This window comes from Microbacterium mangrovi (genome assembly GCF_000802305.1).
In the GTDB taxonomy this organism is placed as follows: domain Bacteria; phylum Actinomycetota; class Actinomycetes; order Actinomycetales; family Microbacteriaceae; genus Microbacterium; species Microbacterium mangrovi.
This window is the reverse complement of sequence record NZ_JTDK01000016.1, coordinates 131,936-152,874: the sequence shown is the minus strand read 5'-3', so window position 1 is coordinate 152,874 and position 20,939 is coordinate 131,936. Positions and strand designations below refer to the sequence as shown.

Here is a 20,939-nt window from a genome sequence, read left to right as displayed (position 1 = left end):
TCGACAAACGCCGACCCTGCACCGCCATGCGACGTCTCCTGCAAGCCAGGGATGAGACCTGCCGGTTCCCCGGCTGCCGCCGCCCCGCCCGAAAATGCGACATCGACCACACCACCGCCCACGCTGAGGGCGGACCCACCGCCCTGTGCAACCTCGCCTGCCTGTGCGAACGCCACCACACGGTGAAGCACCACACCGACTGGCATGTCGAGCAGCTCCCGGGCGGCATCCTGCACTTCACATCCCCGACTCGCCGCGGGTACCGCACCCGGCCCCCCGCCGCCGTCCGCTTCGTCCCCGACCGACCACCCGGCCGACCCCCCGGGATTGATTCCGAGGGACCGATCGGGCGCAGGATCGCGGTACCAGACGGTACGACTCCCTTCTGAGCCCGACCCCGCCATCACGCGGCTCGAGGGGCACCCGGCCACGCCGTCGGGGGTATCCGCTACGTTCGGGACTGAACGACAGGAGACCTTCATGACATCGCCCATGCCGCGCGGCGCCGTCCGCGTCGACCTCAACATCTCGCTCGACGGTTACGCCACGACCACCGATCAGACCCCCGAGAATCCGTTCGGGCACGACTGGGGCCGGCTGGTGGGTGCGTACACCGCGACCCGCACGTTCCGCGCCCGGGTTCTCGGCGACACCAGCGGCGCCGGCACGACCGGTGTCGACGAGGCGTACGCCGAAGCCTATTTCGAAGAGGTCGGCGCCGAGATCATGGGTGCCGGCATGTTCGGCCTGCACGATCACGGGGATGACCCGGACTGGCGCGGGTGGTGGGGCGAGAACCCGCCGTTCCACGTGCCGGTGTTCGTGCTCACGCATACGCCGCACCCGACGCTCGAGATGGAAGGCGGCACGACGTTCCGGTTCGTCGACACCGACATCGAGCACGCCCTCGAGCTCGCCCATGAGGCCGCCGGCGGCAAAGACGTGCGGATCGGCGGCGGACCCACGACCGTCCGGCAGTTCCTCGCGGCCGGGCTCGTCGACCGGCTGCACGTCGCGATCGCCCCGATCCTGCTCGGGCGCGGCATCCGCCTGTGGGACGACCTGCGCGGGCTCGAGGCGGGCTACGACGTCGTTGCCGAAACCGCCGACAGCGGCACGATCCACCTCACGTTCCGTCGCGAGTGATCCGACGCGGCGAGGTGGCGAAGAAGTGCCCCCGGAGAATTTCGAAATCTCGACCCGCGGATTAAAAGTCCGCTGCTCTTCCTCTGAGCTACGGGGGCGCCGGTCCAGCCTATGACACCCGGGCGAGGACGACCGACACGGGCACGTCCGCCCCGGCCGCCTCGGGCTGCGGATAGCCTCGAAGGGTGGCATCCGCTCCTCAGACCGTCCAGACGCTCGCGCATCTGCGGCAGGCCCGCGACCTCATGGACCGGGCCTACGCGGAGCCGCTCGACGTCCCCACGATGGCGGCGAAGGCGTTCATGTCGCCCGCGCACTTCAGCCGCGAGTTCAAGACCGCGTACGGCGAGACGCCGTACTCCTACCTCATGACGCGGCGCATCGAGCGCGCGATGGCGTTGCTGCGCGACGGCATGACCGTGACGGATGCCTGCACCGCGGTGGGCTGTACGTCGCTCGGATCATTCAGCTCGACCTTCAGCCGCCTCGCCGGCGAGTCGCCCTCGGCGTACCGGAATCGCCCGCACGCCGCCGCCGAGGCGATGCCGTCGTGCATGGCGATGGTGCTGACCCGCCCGCGCCCGCCGGTGTGACGCCCGGTGAGCGGACCGAGCAGGATTCGAGAAGCATCCCGCATCCGCGGCTCGTAGCGTGAGGGACATGACCGATATCTCCCTCGCCTACAGCCCCGTGACCGTCGACGACGTGGACGCCGCCATCGCGTTCTACCGCGACGCCCTCGGGCTGGAACTGCTCAACGACGTCTCCTCCGACGGGCACCGCTGGGTGTCCCTCGGCTTCACGAACCAGCCCGGAGTCACGCTGGTGCTCTCCGACCCCGGCGCCGGCCGCTCGCCCGACGACGGCGAGGCTCTCGCGCGCCTGGTCGTCAAGGGCTCCGGACCGGGCCCGTTCGTCTTCGCGACCTCCGACCTCGACGGCCTGTACGAGCGCGTGCTCGCCTCCGGCGCCGAGGTGCTCCAGGAGCCGAAGGTGCAGCCGTGGGGACCCCGCGACTGCGCGTTCCGCGACCCGGCGGGCAACCTCATCCGCATCAACCAGGCCTGACCCGCCCCGGCCGGCCGTCCCTCCGCCTGAACTACCCTGGAGGGATGGCCGGCACACCACGCGAGTTCCACAAGCCCGTGCGACTTCCCGGTGAGACGTTCGACCGCCTCTTCACCGGTTCGGATCCCGCCGAGGTCTCGCGGGTCGCGCACTCCACGGCGGCGGCGCTGCTGGCACGGGTCCGCAACGACCCGCAGCCCGAGGTCATCGACCGGCTCCTGTCGTTCACCGACGAGCACGGGCTGCACGACGTCGCCGAGCTGTGGTCGAAGGCGCCCGCGCATTCGCTGCCCGGGGCGCTGTGGATGCTGTACCTCCTGCAGCTGACCATCCACAACGACCCGCGGACGGCGGCGCTCCTGTACGAACGCGGCCGCATCGAACTGCCGTCTGTCGACCCGGTCGTCGCGGGCGCGCCCGTCCCGGCGTCGCCGGACGAACTGGTCGCCGTCATCGACACGATCCTGCGCGGTGCATTCACCGGAGACTTCGCCGTTGCACTGGACCGCGCCGCCGCGTTCTGCCGCGTGCAGGCATCCGGAGCGACGCACCTGGCCGACGACTACGAAGCGACCGAACCGGCGCGGGCGACGACGTTCACCCGGCGTGCGCTGCGGCTGTCGACCATGGCCGTCGACCTCACCGGCTGTGCGGGGCTGTGGCGCCGAGAAGCGCTGACCTGACGGCGCACGGCGCAGGCCGGACAGAGCAGTGCCGGACCGCAGAAACGCCTCTCGGCGCAGGTTCGCTCGAAGCGACAGAAGATGGAGCCCGGGGTTTGCTGCGGCCCGGCGTCCCCAAGTCTAACGGACCCGTCGGGCACCCCTCTCGGCGATCGCCCAGCGCGAACCACGGGAATAGGCTCGGGGTATGGCCGCTGCCCGATTCGCCCTGCTGATCACCCCCGCCGAGTCCACCGATGAGGAGCGCGCCGACTTCAGCGACAGCTTCCGCCGCATCGATCCGTCCGCCCCCGCGCTGAGCGTGGGCGAGCTCAGCACACAGCGCGGCGACGGCATCTTCGAGTCGATCGGCGTCGTCGACGGCCACGCGCAGGAGATCGGGCCGCACCTGCAGCGGCTCGCGCACTCCGCCCTGCTGTGCGACCTGCCCGAGCCGCATCTGGAGCAGTGGCGTCAGGCGGCCGCGATCGCCGCCGCCGAGTGCGGTCCGGGGGAGTGGGTCATCAAGCTGATCCTGAGCCGCGGGGTCGAGCACGGGCCGGCGCCGACCGCGTGGGTCACGGCATCCCCGGCGGCCGACTTCACCGACGCCCGCACCCGCGGTGTGCGCGTGGTGACCCTCGATCGCGGCGTCGACAGTGACGCTCCCGCCCGCGCGCCCTGGCTGCTGCTCGGTGCGAAGACGCTGTCCTACGCCGTCAACATGGCCGCGATCCGCGAGGCGGTGCGGCGCGGGGCCGACGACGCCGTCTTCGTGTCGACGGACGGCATCCTGCTCGAGGCGCCCACCGCCAGCGTCGTGCTGCGCCTCGGCGACCGGTTCGTCAGCCCGGAGCCGGGCGCCGGCATCCTGCAGGGCACCACGCAGGTCAGCCTCTTCGACCATCTGCGGGCGCAGGGGCACAGCGCGTCGTACGAGCGTCTGCCCGTCGCCGCGCTCGCGGCCGCGGATGCCGCCTGGCTGCTGTCGAGCGTGCGACTGGCCGCGCCCATCACCGCGGTGGACGGTCTGGCGAAGCCCATCGACGCCGAACTGACGGCATCCCTCAACCGGTACCTGCTGAGCCCGCGCGACTGACGCGCGGTGCCCGTCCGGCGAACGGAAGCCGCTTACCCGAAGCGGCCCGAGACGTAGTCCTCGGTGGCCTGGACGGTCGGCGTCGTGAACAGCGCGCCGGTGTCGTTGAACTCGATGAGCCGCCCGGGGGTGCCCGGGCCGTCGATGTTGAAGAAGGCGGTGCGCTCGGAGACGCGCGACGCCTGCTGCATGTTGTGGGTCACGATCACGATCGTGTACTCGCTCTTGAGCTCGCCGATGAGCTCCTCGATCGCGTAGGTCGAGATCGGGTCGAGGGCCGAGCACGGCTCGTCCATTAGCAGCACCTGGGGCGACACGGCGATCGCGCGCGCGATGCACAGTCGCTGCTGCTGGCCGCCGGAGAGGCCGCCGCCGGGCTTGTCGAGGCGATCCTTGACCTCGTTCCACAGGTTCGCGCCGCGCAGCGAGCTCTCGACGAGGTCGCTCGCGTCCGACTTCGAGATGCGCTTGTTGTTCAGGCGGACGCCCGCGAGCACGTTCTCCTTGATGGACATCGTCGGGAACGGGTTGGGACGCTGGAAGACCATGCCCACCTGGCGTCGCACCGCCACCGGGTCGACGCCCGGCCCGTACAGGTCGTCGCCGTCCAGCAGCACCTCGCCGGCGACGCGGGCGCCGGGGATGACCTCGTGCATGCGGTTCAGCGTGCGCAGGAACGTGGACTTGCCGCATCCGGACGGGCCGATGAACGCGGTGACGGTGCGCGGCTCGATCCGCATGTTGACGCCCTCGACGGCGAGGAAGTCGCCGTAGTAGACGTTGAGGTCGTTGACTTCGATGCTCTTGGACACGTGGGTTCCTTCGTGGGGTGTTCGGCCGGCCGGCGCGATGCTCAGCGGCCGTACTTGGGGGCGAAGATCTTGGCGATCAGGCGCGCGATGAGGTTCAGTGCCATCACGATGAGGATAAGCACCAGAGCGGCGGTCCAGGCCCGATCGATGGATGCCTGTGCGGCGACGCCCGCGGCCTGCGTGTACTGGGTGTACACGAACACCGGCAGCGTCATCATGCGCTCGTTGAAGATGTCGTAGTTCATGCTGAACGTGAATCCGCACACGATCAGCAGCGGGGCCGTCTCGCCGATGACGCGCGCGATGGCGAGCATGACACCCGTCACGAGTCCGGCGATCGAGGTGGGCAGCACGATCTTGACGATGGTGCGCCACTTCGGAACGCCGAGCGCGTAGGAGGCCTCGCGGAGTTCGTTCGGCACCAGGCGCAGGATCTCCTCGCAGGAACGGACGACGACGGGGATCATCAGCACCGACAGGGCGATCGCACCCATGAAGCCGTTGCGCACGGCCGGCCCGAAGATCAGGGCGAAGAGGGCGTAGACGAACAGACCCGCGACGATGGACGGGATGCCGGTCATGACGTCGACGAAGAACGTGATCGCGCGGGCGAGCGCGCCCCCGCCGTACTCGACGAGGTAGACGGCGGCGAGGATGCCGATCGGCACCGAGATGATCGCCGTGGTCAGCGTGATCAGCAGCGTGCCGATGATGGCGTGCAGCGCCCCGCCACCGGCGCCGATGACGTTGCGCATCGACTCGCTGAAGAACTGCACGTCGAACCGGGCCAGGCCGTTGGCGATGACCGTCCACACGAGCGAGACGAGGGGGAGGAGCGCGATGATGAACGCGGTCAGCACGAGCGACGTGACGAGCCGGTCGATCGAGCGGCGCCCGCCCTCGACGATGCGCGAGAGGAGGGTCAGCAGGATGACGAAGAGCACCGTGCCGAAGAAGATCGTGCCGACCGGGTCGAAGCCGCTCGTGGCTCCGGATGCCGCCATCAGCCCGTAGACGGTGCCGGTGACGATCCAGCATCCGGCCAGCAGCAGCCACGGCACAGCCCGGTGCAGGCGTCCGGCGGTGAGCGTGTTCGCGCCGCCGGTGCGGGGGCGGGAAGGGCCCGGGGGCGGCGCGGTCGCGGCGGTGGCCTGAGTGGTCACGAGGAGGCTCCCGAGGGCTTGCGGTTGATGATGGCGCGGGCGAGCATGTTCACGATCAGGGTGACCGCGAACAGCACCAGACCGGTGGCGACGAGCGCGTTGACGGACAGACCGGTCGCCTCCGGGAACTGCAGCGCGATGTTGGCGGCGATGGTGTTCGGGCTCTGCGCCTGCAGGACCGCGAACTTCACGATGAACGCGGGCGAGAGCACCATGGCGATCGCGAGGGTCTCTCCGAGCGCGCGACCGAGGCCCAGCATGATCGCCGAGATGATGCCGCTGCGGGAGAAGGGCAGGACGGCCAGGCGCACCATCTCCCAGCGCGTGGCGCCGAGGGCGAGGGCGGCCTCCTCGTTGAGCCGCGGGGTCTGCAGGAAGACCTCGCGGCAGATCGCGGTCATGATCGGGATGACCATCACGGCGAGCACGATCGCCGCGGTGAGGATGGTGCGGCCGGTGCCGGAGACGGGCGGCGCGAAGAGGGGGAACCAGCCCATGTTCTCGGTCAGCCAGGCGTAGAACGGCTGCACGAACACGGACAGGGTCGCGATGCCCCACAGGCCGTAGACGACCGAGGGGATCGCCGCCAGCAGGTCGACGATGTAGCCGAGGGTCCGCGCGAGGCGGCGCGGCGCGTAGTGCGAGATGAACAGGGCGATGCCGATCGACAGCGGGGTCGCGATCAGCAGCGCGAGGAACGCCGACCACACGGTGCCGAACACCAGGGGCCACACGTACTGCCAGAAGTTGTCGGCGTTGTTGGGGAGTTCGCCGGGCTTCGCGAACAGCGCGGGAAGCGACTGCAGGATGAGGAACACGGCGACGGCCGCGAGGACCGCCAGGATGATGGAGCCGGAGACGACCGTCGTCGACTTGAAGACGCGGTCTCCGACGCGCACCATCGGCTTGGGCTTGTCGGCCGTGGGGGTGGCGGTGCTGGTGGTCATTCGCCCTTTTTCCTGCGTTTCGGGAGGGAAGTCAAGTGCGGGTGGCGGGCGCAGTCGCGCCCACCACCCGACTGGATCACTTGATGGACGCGGCGGCGGTGTTCACCTTCGCGGCGAGTTCGCTCGACAGCGGGGCGGAACCGGCCTGCTTGGCGGCGGCGGCCTGCGCCTCCGGCGTGACGATGTACTTCACGTAGTCGCTCACGAGCTTGGCCTTGGCGGCATCCTTGTACTGCTGGCAGCCGATGACGTACGAGACGAGCACCAGCGGCCAGGCGTTCGCCTGCGTGTCGGTGCGGTTGATCTTGATCGCGAGGTCGTTGGCGGCGCGGCCCGAGACGAGCGGCGAGTCGTTGACGACCGCGGCGGCGCCTTCGGCCGAGATCTTGTTGAAGGTGCTGCCGACCTTGAGCTCGGCGACCTTCAGGCCGGTCGTGCCGATGCCCGACTCGTCGATGTAGGTGATCGAGTTCTTCGCGTTCTTGGCGGCCTCGGCGACACCCGAGGTGCCCTTGGCGGCGTCGCCGACCTGGTACGGGAAGGTCTGGTTCGCGGGCTTGCCCCACTCGGCGGCGGCGTTCTGCGCGAGGTAGTCGGTGAAGTTCTGCGTGGTGCCCGAGTCATCCGAACGGTGCACGACGGTGATCGAGGCCGACGGCAGCTTGGCGCCGGAGTTCAGCGCGACGATCGCCGGGTCGTTCCACTTGGTGATCTTGCCCGAGAAGATCTTCGCGATGGTCGGCGCGTCGAGCTTCAGGTCGGTCAGGCCGTCGACGTTGTACGCCACGGCGATCGGCGAGATGTAGACGGGAAGGTCGATGCCCTTGGTGCCGGAGGCGCACAGGGCGAAGGTGCCCGCGAGCTCCTCGTCCTTCAGCGCGGCGTCGGAGCCGGCGTAGTCTGCCGCACCCGAGATGAAGCTCTTGCGGCCGGCGCCGGAGCCCTGCGGGTCGTAATTGATGGTCAGGTTCGGGTTGATGCCCTGGATGCCGGCGATCCAGACGGTCTGGGCAGCGCCCTGAGCCGAGGAGCCGATGCCGTTGAGCGTGCCGGTGAGCGCAGCGCCTGCCGAGCCCGACGACGACGAGGCGGGGGTCGAGCCTTCGTTGGACGCACAACCGGCGAGAACCAGAGCGGTTGCGAGGGCGACAGCGCCGAGCGGCGCGATGCGGGAGAGCTTCACAGTGTGAGTCCTTCTCGTGATCAGGGTTGGAGCCCTGCTGTCGGGCTCGCCACGACGCTAAGCAGACAGGATGACGCGGATGCTGTCAGAAGGTGAACGGCAGGTGAACCACGGCCCAACAACTGGCGTCGGCGCCTCAGAGATTGGGCTCGTGCGTCTCGATCGTGACGATCCCCGATCCGGGGTTCGCGGCCGAGAGGTGGACGACGGAGAAGCCGCCCATCGCCAGGGCCGAGGCGCTGCCGAGATACGAGCCGCGCAGGGTCCCGGTCGCCAGCGCCAGCTCGCTCAGGATCTCCGGCAGCACGGGGCCGTGGCTGCACAGCACCGTTCCGGTGCGCGAGCGCACCGTCTTGCCGACGATGTACCGGGCATCCGACTCGCCCTCCTCCCAGGCCGCCTGGCTGATGAGCCGCGACTGGGAGATCTTGATGCCGGTCAGTTCGGCGAGCGGCTGGACCGTCTGCACGCACCGCACGGCCGGGCTCGTGACGATGCGCTGCGGACCGAAGGCGCGCAGCGCCCGCGCGACGAGCTTGGCCTGCTTCACTCCGCGGGCGGTCAGCGGGCGGGTGTTCTCGGACTTCTTCCAGTCCTCGCGCGGCGTCGAGCGCGCGTGCCGCTGCGCGATGACCGGAAAGGTCTGCAGCACCCCGTCGTCGACGAGCTGGAGGAAGTTCTCGGCGATCTCGACGTCGATCGCGTAGCTGAGCTGCTTGAGCAGCTTCTTGGGCGAAAGCCATTCGAGCGCCGCGATCTCGTGATTGGGCACGAACGTGCTCGCCCGGATCGCCTCCTCGGTCGCCTGCGCCGCCCAGTAGTGCACGATCTTCTGACGCCCCGAGGGCATGACGTACCGGGAGATTCCGACAGGGACGCCCAGCGCCACGCGGATGCCGGTCTCTTCGGCGATCTCGCGCACGGCGGTCTCGGCGAGCATCTCGCCCGGGTCGACCTTGCCCTTGGGGAGGCTGACGTCGCGGTAGCGGCCGCGGTGGACGACGAGCACGCGCAACTTGCCCTCGACGATCCTCCAGATGACGCCTCCGGCGGCGTAGACCGCGGTCTCGACCGCCGTGCTCATCGGACCGCCCGGACCCGCCGCCGCTTCTGCACGGCCGCCATCGTGAGGTCCTGGAGGTCGGCGAGACGGGCTCCGTCGGCGCCCACCGCGTGCCGCTCCCAGACCCCGTCGGCGGTCAGGTGCCACGATGCCGTCTCGTCGCTCATCGCGAGGGTGAACAGGTCGTCGAGCTCTTTGACGTGGGGCGGGTGGATGACGCGCACGAGAGCCTCGACGCGGCGGTCGAGGTTGCGGTGCATCATGTCGGCGCTGCCGATGTAGACGATCTCGTCGCCGTCGTTCGCGAACGAGAAGATGCGCGAGTGCTCGAGGTAGCGGCCGAGGATGCTGCGCACCCGGATGCTCTCGCTGAGGCCCGGCACGCCGGGCTTGAGGCTGCAGATCCCGCGCACCCACACGTCGACCGGCACACCGGCCTGGCTGGCGCGGTAGAGCGCGTCGATGATCTGCTCGTCGACCATCGAGTTGACCTTGATGCGGATGCGGGCGGGCTTGCCGGCGAGGGCGTTGCGCCGTTCCCGGTCGATGTGCCGCAGCAGGCCGCGGCGCAGGTGCAGCGGAGCGACCAGGAGCCGCTTGAACTTCTTCTCGATCGCGTACCCGGAGAGCTCGTTGAACAGGCGGGTGAGGTCTTTGCCGACCTGCTCGTCGATCGTGAACAGGCCGAAGTCCTCGTAGATGCGGCTGGTCTTGGGGTTGTAGTTGCCCGTGCCGATGTGGCAGTAGCTGCGCAGCATCCCCTCTTCCTGGCGCACGACCAGGGCGAGCTTGCAGTGGGTCTTCAGGCCCACCAGGCCGTACACGACGTGCACGCCGGCCTTTTCGAGCTTGCGCGCCCAGAGGATGTTGGCGGCTTCGTCGAACCGCGCCTTCACCTCGACCAGGGCGAGCACCTGCTTGCCCGCCTGCGCCGCGTCGATGAGGGCCTGGACGATCGGGCTGTCGCCGGAGGTGCGGTACAGGGTCTGCTTGATGGCGAGCACCTGCGGGTCTTTCGCGGCCTGCTCGAGGAACGCCTGGACGCTCGTCGCGAACGACTCGTACGGGTGGTGCACGAGGACGTCGCCCTTGCGGATGGCGGCGAAGATGTCGGCCGTGCCGTTCTGCTCGGACGGCTGGAAGGGCACGGCGGTGACCGGCACCCGCGCCGGATACTTGAGGTCCGGCCGGTCGATGCGGCCGAGGTCGAACAGCGCTCGCAGGTCGAGCAGCCCCTGCAGCCGGTAGACCTCCTGCTCGGTGATCTCCAGCTCGTCCAGCAGCAGCGCCATCGTGACGTCGTCCATGTCCTCGGTGACCTCGAGGCGGATCGGCGGGCCGAAGCGGCGGCGGGAGAGCTCGGCCTCCAGCGCCTGGATGAGGTTCTCGGTCTCGTCCTCTTCGATGACGACGTCTTCGTTGCGCGTCAGGCGGAAGGTGTGGTGGTCGAGGATCTCCATGCCGGGGAAGAGGTCGGCGAGGTTGTTGGAGATGAGGTCTTCCAGCGGCAGCAGGCGGATGCGCCCGTCGACGCGCGGCAGCTCGACCACGCGCGGGAGCATCGGCGGAACCTTGAGGCGCGCGAACTCCTGACGCCCCGTGCGGGCGTTGCGGATGCGGATCGCGAGGTTCAGCGAGAGCCCCGAGATGTACGGGAACGGGTGCGCGGGATCGACGGCCAGCGGCATCAGCACCGGGAACACCTGCGACTGGAAGTACCGGTAGAGCTCGGCCTGCTCGTCGCCGTCGAGGTCGTCCCAGCCGACGAACGTGATGCCGGCCTCGTCGAGGGCGGGGCGCACCAGCTCGGTCCAGGCGCGGACGTGGCGCTCCTGGAGCCGGTGCGCCTCGGCGGAGATGTCGGCCAGGACGTCCTGCGGGGCGCGGCCGATGTTGGTGGGGACGGCGAGGCCGGTGAGGATGCGGCGCTTGAGGCCGGCCACGCGGACCATGAAGAACTCGTCGAGGTTGCTCGCGAAGATCGCCAGGAAGTTCGCCCGCTCGAGCAGCGGCTGCGAGGGGTCTTCGGCGAGCTCGAGGACGCGCTGGTTGAAGGCGAGCCAGCTGAGTTCGCGGTCGAGGTAGCGGGAATCGGGCAGCTCGGTGCCTTCGACCTCGATCGTCTCGAAGTCGTCGTCGTCGCCGAGTTCCGCGTCGAGTACGTCCTGTTCGATCATCCCCTCATCATGACAGGGTGCCCCGGCATCCGGTTAAGTTCCGGAAACTTCCGGCGTCGTCTCGGTGAAGGGCAGGTCGGCCTCGTCGACGATGTTGAACCGGTAGCCGACGTTGCGCACGGTGCCGATGATCTGCTCCATCTCGCCGAGCTTGGCGCGCAGCCGTCGCACGTGCACGTCGACGGTGCGCGTGCCCCCGAAATAGTCGTAGCCCCACACCTCGCTGAGCAGCTGCTCGCGGGTGAAGACCCGGGACGGATGCGTCGCGAAGAAGTGCAGCAGCTGGAACTCCTTGTACGTGAGGTCGAGGGGCCGGCCGCCGACCTTCGCCGAGTAGGACGCCTCGTCGATCGTGACGCCGGAGGTCTGCACCGGGGCCGGAGCGGCGGTCGTCGCGGACGCCCTCCCGAGCGCGAGCCGGAGGCGGGCATCCACCTCGGCCGGCCCGGCGCCGGACAGCAGCACGTCGGCCACGCCCCACTCGGGGGAGACGGCGGCGAACCCGCCCTCGGTGACGATCAGCAGCACCGGGGTGTCGGCATCCGTGGTCGTGAGGATGCGGCACAGCGCCTTGGCCGCGACGAGGTCGGCACGGGCATCCAGCAGCACGGCGTCGACCACCGGGGCGTTGACCAGCGACGCCGGATCGGAGTGCAGGTACTTCACCTGGTGGCTCAGCAGGCCGAGCGAGGGCAGGGCGGAATCGGTCGTGGGGCTCAGAACGAGCAGCTGCGCCACGCGGGTCCCTCCTGCTTGGTCGTCAGGTCTCATCCTAGGGCCGCGGAGGGATGTCAGAATGGGACGCATGTCGGCACCCGATCTCGCCCCGCGCGGAACCCTCGGCGGCATCATCGCGGTCTGGGTGATGGCGGCGCTGATCGGGATCGCGGTCGGGGTCTTCGTGCCGACGCCCTGGCAGCCCGCGTGGGCGGCGCTGGGGATGGCCGGATGCCTCGTCCTCTCGTTCGTCGTGCAGCTCGCATACGGTCGCACCGAGCGGTTCATCCAGCGCATCGGCGCGAGCTGTCTCGGTTCGCTCCTCGTGCTCGGGCTGATCAGCGGCGGCTTCGCGATCGCGTCGCTGCTGCACTGATCGAGTGGCTAGAGTGGAGGGCATGGACCTTGTCGCGCTCGAACTCTTCTTCGTGGGCCTGCTGGCGCTCGCGTCGCTTGCGATCGTCTTCGTCGGCGGAGTGGTGATCAAGAACCTGTACCGCGGCCAGCGCTGAGGTCGTCGTGCTCGAGATCCCGACCGACCTTCCCGCCGACCTCGTCCCCCTGTCGTGGCTGATCGGGGTCTGGGAGGGCACCGGCGTCATCGACTACGAGGTGTCCGGCACCCGCGTCAACGGCGAGTTCGCGCACCGCGTCAGCTTCAGCCATGACGGCGGCCCGTACCTGAACTACTCGGCCGAGGCGTGGATGCTCGACGACGCCGCCGACGACGGCCGCGGCGCCGGACTCGTCTCGGAGCTCGGCTACTGGCGTGTGGCGCGCCCGGTGACGGCGGCGGATGCCGGTCCGGCGCTGCTGCCGCCGACCGCCGACGCGGTCACGCGCACCGCCGACGACGTCGAACTGCTGCGCACGCCCGAGGGCGGATTCCCGCTGCAGGTGGCGCTGGTGCACGCCGACGCCATCAGCGAGCTGTACCTGGGCCAGGTCAACGGCCCGCGCATCGACATCGCCACCGACGCGATCGTGCGACCCGAGGGAGCCAAGGAGTACGCCGCGGCGACGCGCATGTACGGCCTCGTCGAGGGGCACCTGCTGTGGGCGTGGGACATCGCGGCCCTCGGCTCGCGCCTCGGCGCGCACGCGTCCGCCCGCCTCGCGAAGGTCGACTGATGAACCACGACTTCCTCACGACCCTCCCGGGCGCGGTGGTGGAGGACGACGTCCTGCAGCACCTCGGCAATCCGGTCGCGGAGCAGCGCTCGCTGGCCGCCGGCACAGCGCTGGCGGTTCTCGGCGACCGCGCGGTGATCGCCGTCCCCGGCGAAGACCGCCTGTCGTGGCTCGACTCGGTGTCGTCGCAGGCCCTGACGAATCTGGCGCCCGGCGAGAGCACCGAACTTCTGATCCTCGACCCGCAGGGGCACGTGGAACACGCCGCCGGCGTCGTCGACGACGGCGAGACGACCTGGCTCATCGCGGATGCCGCGGATGCCGAAGGCCTCCTCGCCTGGCTGCGCCGGATGCGCTTTCGGCTCCGGGTCGATCCGCGCGACGCGAGCGACGAGTTCGCGATCGTGGCCGGCACCCGCGCCGCGATCGCGGGCGTGCCCGCCGCGGCGGTGTGGCACGACCCGTGGCCGGGCGTCACGGCGGGCGGCTGGGCGTACGGCAGCGGGGCCCCCGAGCGCGACTGGGCGGAGGCCCTCGTGCCCGTGGCATCCCTCGAGTCCGTGGTCTCCGCCGCGCAGGGCATCGCCGGTGCGGTCGCCGCGGACGCCCTGCGCGTCGCCGCGTGGCGGCCCCGCATGGCGGACGTCGACGAGCGCACCCTGCCGCACGAGATGGACTGGCTGCGCACGGCGGTGCATCTGAACAAGGGCTGCTACCGCGGGCAGGAGACGGTCGCCAAGGTGCACAACCTCGGGCATCCGCCCCGTCGCCTGGTCGCGCTGCAGCTCGACGGCGTCGTCCCGGCGCGCGGTGACGCGGTGCGCCGCGACGACGCCGAGGTCGGCACCGTCGTGGCATCCGCCCTGCACTTCGAGGAGGGGCCGATCGCCCTCGCGCTGCTGCGCCGGTCGGTTCCGGTGGATGCGGCGCTGGCCGTGGCGACCGCCGACGGAGACGTCGCCGCCGCGCAGGAGGTCATCGTTCCGCCCGATGCGGGGGCGACCGCCGACGTGCCGCGGATGCCGCGCCTGGGCCGACGGGCCTCGTAGGCCCCGATGCCCGAGTCCGCGCAGCCGACCGCGGCACTGACCGTGCCGGTGAAGACCGGCTGGCGCGCGCGGTTCGATCTGACGCCGAACGTGGAGCGCCTGCGGATCTCCGCGATCGCGATCGTGCAGATCGTCGTCGCGGCGACGGTGGCGTGGAGCTTCGCGCGATACGTGCTCGGGCATCCGATCCCGACCCTCGCGGCGAGTGTGACGGTCACGAGCCTCGGGTTGGTGCGGGATGCCCGGCCCAAGCGCGTGCTGATCACCGTCATCGGGATGCTCGTGGGCGTGCTCATCGCGGACGGGTTCTCGATGGTCGCCGGCACCGGCTGGTGGCAGATGGCGCTCGTGCTCGGCAGCACGCTCCTGGTCGCCCGGTTCCTCTCGTCGTACCCGCCGTTCGCGATCATGGCGGCTGTGCAGGCCATCGTGGTGATGTCGTCGCCGTCGATCTCGCCGTTCGCCCGGCTCATCGACGGAGTCGTCGGCGGCATCGCGGCGCTGCTCGCGACCGCCTTGATCCCGCGCAATCCGCGCCGCGAGGAGGTGCGCGACGGCCGGGCCCTGTTCAACGCCTACGCGAACGCCGGCGGCACGATCGTGCAGGCGCTCCGCCGCGGCGACCGGCACCGCGCCACCCGGGCGCTCGAGAAGGCGCGCGGCCTCGGCCCGCTCGTGGACAACTGGAAGGACGCCCTGGACTCGGCGCTCGGCGTCGCGGGCTTCTCGCCGTGGCTGCGGCGCCAGCGACCCGAGCTGCAGCGCCACGAGCAGGTGCGCCAGGCGATGGACTACGTGGTGCGCAGCACCCGGATGGTGGCCCGCAACGTGGTCTACGTCACCGAGGACGGCGTGCCACGGCCGGTGAGCGCGGCCATCGTGCGCGACATCATGCGCGGCGCCGACCTCCTCGCGCACAGCCTCGAGGACATCACCTTCCTGCCGGCTGCCCGCGAGGCGCTGCTGGGGGTGGCATCCCGCCTCGATCCGGCGATCCTGATGCCGGACGCCTCGCTCGGCGACCACCAGGTGATCGCCGGGATGCGCCCGATCGTCGTCGATCTGCTGACGGCCACGGGCATGCCGGCCGCCGAGGCCCGTGCCGCCCTGCCGCACATCTGACGATGTCGGAGCCGGCTGGAATACTGACGGGGTGACCGCAGCCGGCATCCTCACTTCCCTCGTCTCCTCGATCGACGCCGCCGGTCTCGGCGCCTACGGCGTGCACGTCCGGCAGGGAGACGAGCAGGCGCAGCACCGGTGGCGCAGCGACGACCGCGTCAACATCTACTCCGACTCCAAGGGGGTCGCCGCGCTCGCCATCGGCATCGCCGCCGACGAGGGCATCCTGACCCTCGACACCACCGTCCCCGAACTCCTGCCCGCGATGACCCTCGGCGCGGGCGTGGAACACGTGACGGTCCGCCACTTCCTCACGATGACCAGCGGCATCGACTTCCCCTGGTTCGGCGACCAGGAGGTGTCCTGGCCCGACCTCGCGCAGGAGATGCTGCGGCGCCCGTCGGCGGGCGCCGGAACACGGTTCCAGTACAGCGACGCGAGCACCTACCTGGCGATGCGGATGCTCGGAGCCGCCGTCGGCGACGTGCGCGACTGGCTGATGCCCCGCCTGTTCGGCCCGCTCGGCATCCACAATCCGCAGTGGCATCGCTGCCCGCTGGGATGGATCATCGGCGGGAGCGGGCTCGAACTGCGCACCGAAGAGCTCGCCCGCATCGGGGGGGTGCTGCGCGACCGCGGACGATGGGGCGAGACCCGGATCGTCAGTGCGGAGTGGGTCGATCGCATGCACGCCGAGTGGGTGCCGACCGGCGGGCCCGGCTCGTCCGCGCAGTACGGACTCGCCGTCTGGAACGGTCCTGGTGGATGCTGGCGCCTCGACGGACGCTACGGCCAGTACGTCATCGTCGACGAGGTGCGGGATGCCGTCGTCACGATCACAGCCCACGAAGAGCACCGCGACCACCTGCTCGCCGAGTTCGCGGTCGCCGCGATGGAGGCCTCCGCGGACTGACCCCGGAGCCGGCAGCACCGTCGTCAGGTCGCGACCTCGGTGAAGTCGACCCGGCCCGTCGCGATATCCGCGGACTGCAGCAGGACGCGGATCTCACTCCCCGGGGCGGCGCCGTCGGTCACCGTGCAGGAGGCCGTGATCAGCGGGTCGCGGATCTGGATGCGGGCCTTCGACCCGTCGCGGCCGAGTACAGCCGCGGTGAAGCGCTCGCCGACCCGGTCGCGGACCAGGGCGGCCTCGATGCGGTCGCGCGATCCGCTCGCGAGGCGGGAGGCGCGCTGCGTCGACGACCGCATGAGTTCGGGCACCTGGGGCAGCGATTCGCGGGCCCAGGCGGGGACGTCGACGCCGGCGCAGATCGCCTCGCACACCACCAGACCCCACCGGTCGACGAGTCGGCGCAACGGTGCGGTCACGTGCGCGTAGGGGGCGGCCACCGCCGCCTGCACCGTCACCGCGGGCGCCGTGCCGTCGAAGGCGGCGTAGTCCGCGCCGCGGAACAGGGATGCCGCGGCGTGCATCACGGCGAGGGTCTGCGGGTCGTCGCGGTCCAGGCTCCGCAGGTAGTCGCCGTAGCTCTGTCCGGCGCCCCACGGGCGCCCGAGCGCGTCGACGCGCACCCGGAAGTCCGCGAGCGCGTCGTCGTCCGGCGGGGGCATCGTGCGCAGCACGCCGACGCCCGCGCCGAGCATGAGGGATGCCCCGGCCATGCCGGTGAGCAGGGAGAGCTGCGCGTTCCAGTCCTCCACCGGCAGGGGGCGCCGGCGAACCACCCGGTATCCGTCGGTGGGATCCTTTTCGATGTCCTCGTCGGGGAGGTTCAGGCTCGCGCCGCCGCGCGCCTGCTCCTGGGCGATGCGCAGGCGCCCGATGATCGGCAGCAGCGCCGCCGGAGAGTCGGCCCCGGCATCCAGCGTCCGCTGCGTGCCGGCGTAGTCGAGCTGCACGCGCGAGCGGACGAGGGCACGCTCCACCCGGTGGCCGATGTCGGCGCCGTCGGCGTCGAGGTCCACGGTCCAGACGAAGGCGCTGCGATCCTGGCCGGGAAGGAGCGACGCGCGACCCTCGCTCAGCACCTCGGGATGCAGCGGCACCGTGCCGTCTGCCGCGTACAGCGTCTGGCCGCGACGGCGCGCCTCGGCATCCACCGCGCCGGCGGGGGCGACGACGGACGGCACGTCGGCGATCGCGTACCGCACCCGCCAGCCGCGGGGCGTCTGTTCGAGGTGGAAGGCCTGGTCGAGGTCGCGGGAACCGGGCGGGTCCAGGGTCGCGAACGGGAGGTCGCGGAGGTCGGTGGCGGGGAGCGCGGCACGGGCGGCATCCGCCTCGGCGAGCACCTCGGGTGGGAAGGCCTCCGGCACCTGCAACTCTTCGCGCAGGGCGATGAGGGACGCCGCGAGCTCGGTCTGAGCCGTGGACGCGGTCAGCCGATGTCGCGGAGTGGGCACCCCGCCAGCGTACGCCGCGCCACGGCCGGGGCGGCCCGCCGCGGAGAGGTCGATTGCTTGACGTGTTCAGTGTTTTGTATACAGAATACCTGAGAACGATGTCGTTCCACGATCGGAGACCTCCCATGAGAAATCGTCCCCTCCTGCTCGCCGCCACGACGGCTGCGATCGCCGTCGCCCTGACCGGGTGCGCCTTCGGCGGCGGTGCACCCGCGGCGCAGAGCCTCGCGCCGACCGCGAAGGCGTCGGGCTCCATCACGGTGTGGTCGTGGGACGTCGCCGCGACCGCGCTGAAGCGGCTCGCGAAGCAGTACGAGGCCGCGCACGCGGGCACGAAGATCGACGTGGTCGACATCGGGTACGACAACGCCTACGACAAGATCTCGGTCGGGCTGCAGGCCGGCACCGGCCTGCCTGACCTCATCACGATGGAGACCGACCACAACCAGGGCTACATCACGCAGTTCCCGAAGGGCTTCGTCGACCTGAACCCGGTGATGGGTGCGCAGAAGGCCGACTTCGACCCGTTCAAGTGGGCGGCCGGCAACGACAAGGGCGGTCATCTGCGCGTGGCGCCGTGGGATTCGGGCACCGTCGCGCTCTACTACCGGACGGACTACGCGAAGCAGGCCGGCGTGGACATCGCCGCCGCGAAGACGTGGGACGACCTCGTCGCCGCGGGCAGGACCATCAAGGCGAAGACGGGACACACCCTGCTGTCGTCGGACCTCTCCGCCGGCGGCCCGTTCACGATGATGCTGCAGCAGAACGGCGAGGGCGTGTTCAACGCCGCCGGCGAGATCACCGTCAACTCGCCCGAGGCGGTCAAGGTCCTCACGCTCATCCAGACGATGAACAAGGACGGCCTGATCAAGAACGTCAAGGGCTGGGATGCCGAGGTCAGCTCCGCGAAGAAGGGCGATTCCGCCACGACGCCGAACGCCGTGTGGTGGACGGGCACGCTCACCCGCGAGGCGGCCGAGCACTCGGGCGCGTACGCCGTGGTGCCGCTGCCGCTGGTCGACGCGAGCAGCGCGCCGACCTCGAACAGCGGGGGATCGGGCCTCGCGATCCCGGCCCAGGCCAAGAACCCCCAGCTGGCCGCCGCGTTCCTGACGTCCGTGCTGGCGGACAAGCAGAACCAGGCATCCATGATGAAGGACGAGGGGCTGTTCCCGGCGTACCTGCCGGCGTTGAAGACCCCGTACTTCGCGCAGCCCCAGGAGTACTTCGGCGGCCAGAAGGTGTACCAGACGTTCGCCGAGCTCACCCCGCAGATCAAGCCGATCAGCTTCACGTCGGACTACGCCAAGGCGAGCGACATCGTCGCGAACGCGGTGCAGGCGGCCGTGCTCAACGGGCAGGACCCGAAGGCGGCCCTGGACTCGGCGGCCCAGCAGATCGCCACCGCGACCGGCCGGAAGATCGCCGGATGACAGCCCTCCTGACCGAGCAGGGCCGTGACGTCACCCGTCGCGGCCCTGCGGCCCCGCGGCCCTCGCGGCGAGGGCGTTTCGCGCGACGTCGCGAACGCCCCGGACTCTGGTTCGCCCTTCCTGCCGCGGCGCTGCTCGCGATCTTCTTCGCCTACCCGCTGGCGGTCTCGCTGCTGCAGAGCTTCTTCTCGACGAGCGGCGGGACCACCACGTTCGTCGGCTTCGCGCAGTACGCCCGGTTGTTCGCCGACCCGCTCGTCGGGCAGAGCCTCCTCAATGCGGGGCTGATCCTGGTGGTGCAGGTGCCCCTGATGATCGGCCTCGCGGTCGGGCTCGCGTACCTGCTCAACCAGGCCTGGCTGCGATTCAAGGGCGGGTTCCGGCTGATGACCTTCCTCCCGGCGATCACCACGCTCGTCGCCTACGCCGTCGTGTTCCGGGTGATGCTCGCGACCGACGGCGGTGCGATCAATCAGCTCCTCGGGCTGCTGGGCGCTGCCCCCGTGGACTGGCTGAACAACGAGTGGTGGGCGCGCGTCGCGCTGATCGGGGCGATCACGTGGCGCTGGACCGGCTACAACATGGTGATCATCCTCGCGGGGCTGCAGGCCATCCCCGCCGAGCTCTACGAGGCCGCCCGCATCGACGGGGCGGGCCGGTGGCAGACGTTCCGGCACATCGTGGTCCCGCAGCTGCGGCCCGTGCTGATCTTCACCACCGTGACGTCCACGATCGGGGCGCTGCAGCTGTTCGACGAGAACTTCGTGCTCACCGGGGGAGGACCCAACAACGCGACCCTGACGCCGGTGCTCTACCTCTACAAGGTCGGCTTCCAGCAGTTCGACTCCGGATACGCCTCGGCCATCGCCTGGATGCTCGTCGCCCTGACGGCCGTCATCTCGTTCGTGCAGTTCCGCCTGATGAGGGAGAAGTCATGACCACCGCGCGCCGGCTCGTCCTGCAGTCGCCGGTCTACCTCGTGCTCGTCGTCGCCAGCGTGCTGGCGCTCATCCCGTTCCTGTGGATGGTGATCGCCTCGACGCACAAGACCGCCGACCTGTTCGCGACGCCGCTGCCGATCCTGCCCGGCGGCGAGTTCTGGACCAACCTCGCGCGCCTGCAGGAATCGACGAACTTCGGTCAGGTGATGCTCAACAGCCTGGGCGTCGCCGTCGTCTACACGGTGTTCAGCTCGATCGTGAGCATCATGTGCGGGTACGGGCTCGCGACCTACCGGTTCCGCGGCAGCGGCGCGCTGCTGGGGGTCATCCTCGTCACGATGATGATCCCGATGCAGGTGCTGCTCGTCCCGCTGTTCCAGATGATGGCGAACGCCGGATGGATCGACACGTACCAGGCGCTGATCGTCCCGTTCCTGGCCAACGCCTTCGGCATCTTCCTCATGCGGCAGGGGTTCCAGGACTTCCCGACGACCCTGGTCGAGGCGGCCCGGATCGACGGGGCGAGCGAACTGCGCACCTTCTACCGGATCGTGCTGCCGGTGGCGCGGCCGCAGATCGCGGCCCTGGTCATCTACACGTTCATCAGCCAGTGGAACTCCTTCATCTGGCCGCTGCTCATGCTGAACACGGAGGACAAGTACACGGTGCCGGTGGCCCTGAACACGATGGTCGGAGCCACCCACGTCGACTACTCAGGGCTGATGCTCGGGTCGCTCCTGGCCACGCTGCCGCTGTTCGTGCTGTTCCTGGTCTTCCAGCGCCAGTTCGTCGCGGGGCTGCTGGGCGGTGCCGTGAAGGGCTGAGGTCACGAGTTGGTCACGCCCCCTTGACATCGAGT

At 70.2% G+C, this 20,939-nt stretch carries 22 protein-coding genes and 1 tRNA gene; 13 read left to right on the top strand and 10 right to left on the bottom strand.

The features are described from left to right. Window positions 1–236 (bottom strand): hypothetical protein (locus tag LK09_RS22050; RefSeq protein ID WP_231563108.1); only part of this gene is annotated, 236 nt, incomplete at its 3' end. Between the two features lie 244 nt (window positions 237–480). On the opposite strand from LK09_RS22050, the gene LK09_RS16610 reads away from it, so the two are divergent. Then, the gene (locus tag LK09_RS16610) at window positions 481–1,146 is read left to right on the top strand and encodes a dihydrofolate reductase family protein (protein WP_407939189.1); all 666 of its coding nucleotides are present in this window, start codon (window positions 481–483) and stop codon (window positions 1,144–1,146) included. A 26-nt stretch (window positions 1,147–1,172) separates the two neighbouring features. Here the strand turns inward: LK09_RS16610 and LK09_RS16605 are convergent. Beyond that, a tRNA-Lys gene (locus LK09_RS16605) sits at window positions 1,173–1,244 on the bottom strand. Between the two features lie 147 nt (window positions 1,245–1,391). On the opposite strand from LK09_RS16605, the gene LK09_RS16600 reads away from it, so the two are divergent. The 4 genes from LK09_RS16600 (at window position 1,392) to LK09_RS16585 (ending at window position 3,975) form a co-directional block, all read left to right on the top strand. After that, on the top strand, window positions 1,392–1,739 hold the full coding sequence (locus LK09_RS16600) for a helix-turn-helix transcriptional regulator (RefSeq protein WP_052226919.1): 348 nt from the start codon (window positions 1,392–1,394) through the stop codon (window positions 1,737–1,739). 67 nt (window positions 1,740–1,806) lie between these two features. Next, on the top strand, window positions 1,807–2,214 hold the full coding sequence (locus LK09_RS16595) for a VOC family protein (protein WP_039402002.1): 408 nt from the start codon (window positions 1,807–1,809) through the stop codon (window positions 2,212–2,214). Window positions 2,215–2,258: 44 nt separating this feature from the next. Then, on the top strand, window positions 2,259–2,897 hold the full coding sequence (locus LK09_RS16590; RefSeq protein ID WP_039402000.1) for a hypothetical protein: 639 nt from the start codon (window positions 2,259–2,261) through the stop codon (window positions 2,895–2,897). Window positions 2,898–3,084: 187 nt separating this feature from the next. Then, window positions 3,085–3,975, top strand: a complete 891-nt coding sequence (locus LK09_RS16585; protein WP_039401996.1) for an aminotransferase class IV — start codon at window positions 3,085–3,087, stop codon at window positions 3,973–3,975. A gap of 32 nt (window positions 3,976–4,007) precedes the next feature. Here LK09_RS16585 and pstB read toward each other — a convergent pair whose 3' ends face one another. The 7 genes from pstB to LK09_RS16550 all read right to left on the bottom strand — a co-directional run bounded on the left by pstB (window position 4,008) and on the right by LK09_RS16550 (window position 12,058). Beyond that, complete coding sequence (gene pstB / locus LK09_RS16580; protein WP_039401993.1) at window positions 4,008–4,787, bottom strand: phosphate ABC transporter ATP-binding protein PstB; 780 nt, start codon at window positions 4,785–4,787, stop codon at window positions 4,008–4,010. 41 nt (window positions 4,788–4,828) lie between these two features. Further along, entirely contained in the window at window positions 4,829–5,950 is a 1,122-nt protein-coding gene (gene pstA / locus LK09_RS16575; protein ID WP_052226915.1) for a phosphate ABC transporter permease PstA, read from the bottom strand. Next, window positions 5,947–6,897, bottom strand: a complete 951-nt coding sequence (gene pstC, locus LK09_RS16570; RefSeq protein WP_039401990.1) for a phosphate ABC transporter permease subunit PstC — start codon at window positions 6,895–6,897, stop codon at window positions 5,947–5,949. Before pstC ends, pstA begins: the two co-directional genes overlap by 4 nt. A 76-nt stretch (window positions 6,898–6,973) precedes the next feature. Further along, a complete protein-coding gene (gene pstS, locus LK09_RS16565; protein ID WP_039401987.1) occupies window positions 6,974–8,080 on the bottom strand; it encodes a phosphate ABC transporter substrate-binding protein PstS in 1,107 nt (368 codons plus the stop codon). A gap of 136 nt (window positions 8,081–8,216) precedes the next feature. Continuing rightward, a complete protein-coding gene (locus tag LK09_RS16560) occupies window positions 8,217–9,164 on the bottom strand; it encodes an NUDIX hydrolase (RefSeq protein WP_039401984.1) in 948 nt (315 codons plus the stop codon). After that, the gene (locus tag LK09_RS16555; RefSeq protein WP_039401982.1) at window positions 9,161–11,320 is read right to left on the bottom strand and encodes an RNA degradosome polyphosphate kinase; all 2,160 of its coding nucleotides are present in this window, start codon (window positions 11,318–11,320) and stop codon (window positions 9,161–9,163) included. Before LK09_RS16555 ends, LK09_RS16560 begins: the two co-directional genes overlap by 4 nt. Window positions 11,321–11,353: 33 nt before the next feature. After that, window positions 11,354–12,058, bottom strand: a complete 705-nt coding sequence (locus LK09_RS16550; RefSeq protein ID WP_039401979.1) for a response regulator transcription factor — start codon at window positions 12,056–12,058, stop codon at window positions 11,354–11,356. A gap of 67 nt (window positions 12,059–12,125) precedes the next feature. On the opposite strand from LK09_RS16550, the gene LK09_RS16545 reads away from it, so the two are divergent. The 5 genes from LK09_RS16545 (at window position 12,126) to LK09_RS16520 (ending at window position 16,252) form a co-directional block, all read left to right on the top strand. After that, window positions 12,126–12,413, top strand: coding sequence for a hypothetical protein (locus tag LK09_RS16545; RefSeq protein ID WP_039402083.1), 288 nt, complete (start codon window positions 12,126–12,128; stop codon window positions 12,411–12,413). Window positions 12,414–12,556: 143 nt separating this feature from the next. Further along, complete coding sequence (locus LK09_RS16535) at window positions 12,557–13,168, top strand: nitrobindin family protein (protein ID WP_039401974.1); 612 nt, start codon at window positions 12,557–12,559, stop codon at window positions 13,166–13,168. Then, window positions 13,168–14,217: a CAF17-like 4Fe-4S cluster assembly/insertion protein YgfZ gene (ygfZ, locus tag LK09_RS16530; RefSeq protein WP_039401971.1), complete on the top strand. Its 1,050-nt coding sequence runs from the start codon at window positions 13,168–13,170 to the stop codon at window positions 14,215–14,217. Before LK09_RS16535 ends, ygfZ begins: the two co-directional genes overlap by 1 nt. A 6-nt stretch (window positions 14,218–14,223) precedes the next feature. Continuing rightward, window positions 14,224–15,339: an FUSC family protein gene (locus tag LK09_RS16525; protein ID WP_197061083.1), complete on the top strand. Its 1,116-nt coding sequence runs from the start codon at window positions 14,224–14,226 to the stop codon at window positions 15,337–15,339. 31 nt (window positions 15,340–15,370) lie between these two features. Beyond that, window positions 15,371–16,252, top strand: a complete 882-nt coding sequence (locus LK09_RS16520) for a serine hydrolase domain-containing protein (RefSeq protein WP_039401968.1) — start codon at window positions 15,371–15,373, stop codon at window positions 16,250–16,252. Between the two features lie 23 nt (window positions 16,253–16,275). On the opposite strand, the gene LK09_RS16515 is transcribed toward LK09_RS16520, so the two are convergent. Next, on the bottom strand, window positions 16,276–17,703 hold the full coding sequence (locus LK09_RS16515) for an RNB domain-containing ribonuclease (RefSeq protein WP_039401965.1): 1,428 nt from the start codon (window positions 17,701–17,703) through the stop codon (window positions 16,276–16,278). Between the two features lie 125 nt (window positions 17,704–17,828). Here LK09_RS16515 and LK09_RS16510 point away from each other — a divergent pair, with 125 nt between their 5' ends. From LK09_RS16510 to LK09_RS16500, 3 genes are read left to right on the top strand one after another with little or no spacing between them, the layout of a single operon-like run. Continuing rightward, entirely contained in the window at window positions 17,829–19,139 is a 1,311-nt protein-coding gene (locus LK09_RS16510; RefSeq protein WP_052226914.1) for an ABC transporter substrate-binding protein, read from the top strand. Continuing rightward, window positions 19,136–20,077 carry a carbohydrate ABC transporter permease gene (locus LK09_RS16505; RefSeq protein WP_039401962.1) on the top strand — a complete coding sequence of 314 codons (942 nt, stop codon included), beginning with the start codon at window positions 19,136–19,138 and terminating at the stop codon, window positions 20,075–20,077. The genes LK09_RS16510 and LK09_RS16505 overlap by 4 nt, the downstream gene beginning before the upstream one ends. Further along, window positions 20,074–20,904 carry a carbohydrate ABC transporter permease gene (locus tag LK09_RS16500; RefSeq protein ID WP_039401959.1) on the top strand — a complete coding sequence of 277 codons (831 nt, stop codon included), beginning with the start codon at window positions 20,074–20,076 and terminating at the stop codon, window positions 20,902–20,904. Before LK09_RS16505 ends, LK09_RS16500 begins: the two co-directional genes overlap by 4 nt. Window positions 20,905–20,939 lie beyond the last annotated feature (35 nt).

Coding starts and splice junctions, on each gene's coding strand:
- LK09_RS16610 (WP_407939189.1), top strand. CDS start 481: ATGACATCGCCCATGCCGCGCGGCGCCGTCCGCGTCGACCTCAACATC.
- LK09_RS16600 (WP_052226919.1), top strand. CDS start 1,392: ATGGACCGGGCCTACGCGGAGCCGCTCGACGTCCCCACGATGGCGGCG.
- LK09_RS16595 (WP_039402002.1), top strand. CDS start 1,807: ATGACCGATATCTCCCTCGCCTACAGCCCCGTGACCGTCGACGACGTG.
- LK09_RS16590 (WP_039402000.1), top strand. CDS start 2,259: ATGGCCGGCACACCACGCGAGTTCCACAAGCCCGTGCGACTTCCCGGT.
- LK09_RS16585 (WP_039401996.1), top strand. CDS start 3,085: ATGGCCGCTGCCCGATTCGCCCTGCTGATCACCCCCGCCGAGTCCACC.
- pstC (WP_039401990.1), bottom strand. CDS start 6,897: ATGACCACCAGCACCGCCACCCCCACGGCCGACAAGCCCAAGCCGATG.
- LK09_RS16560 (WP_039401984.1), bottom strand. CDS start 9,164: ATGAGCACGGCGGTCGAGACCGCGGTCTACGCCGCCGGAGGCGTCATC.
- LK09_RS16555 (WP_039401982.1), bottom strand. CDS start 11,320: ATGATCGAACAGGACGTACTCGACGCGGAACTCGGCGACGACGACGAC.
- LK09_RS16545 (WP_039402083.1), top strand. CDS start 12,126: ATGTCGGCACCCGATCTCGCCCCGCGCGGAACCCTCGGCGGCATCATC.
- ygfZ (WP_039401971.1), top strand. CDS start 13,168: ATGAACCACGACTTCCTCACGACCCTCCCGGGCGCGGTGGTGGAGGAC.
- LK09_RS16525 (WP_197061083.1), top strand. CDS start 14,224: ATGCCCGAGTCCGCGCAGCCGACCGCGGCACTGACCGTGCCGGTGAAG.
- LK09_RS16510 (WP_052226914.1), top strand. CDS start 17,829: ATGAGAAATCGTCCCCTCCTGCTCGCCGCCACGACGGCTGCGATCGCC.
- LK09_RS16505 (WP_039401962.1), top strand. CDS start 19,136: ATGACAGCCCTCCTGACCGAGCAGGGCCGTGACGTCACCCGTCGCGGC.
- LK09_RS16500 (WP_039401959.1), top strand. CDS start 20,074: ATGACCACCGCGCGCCGGCTCGTCCTGCAGTCGCCGGTCTACCTCGTG.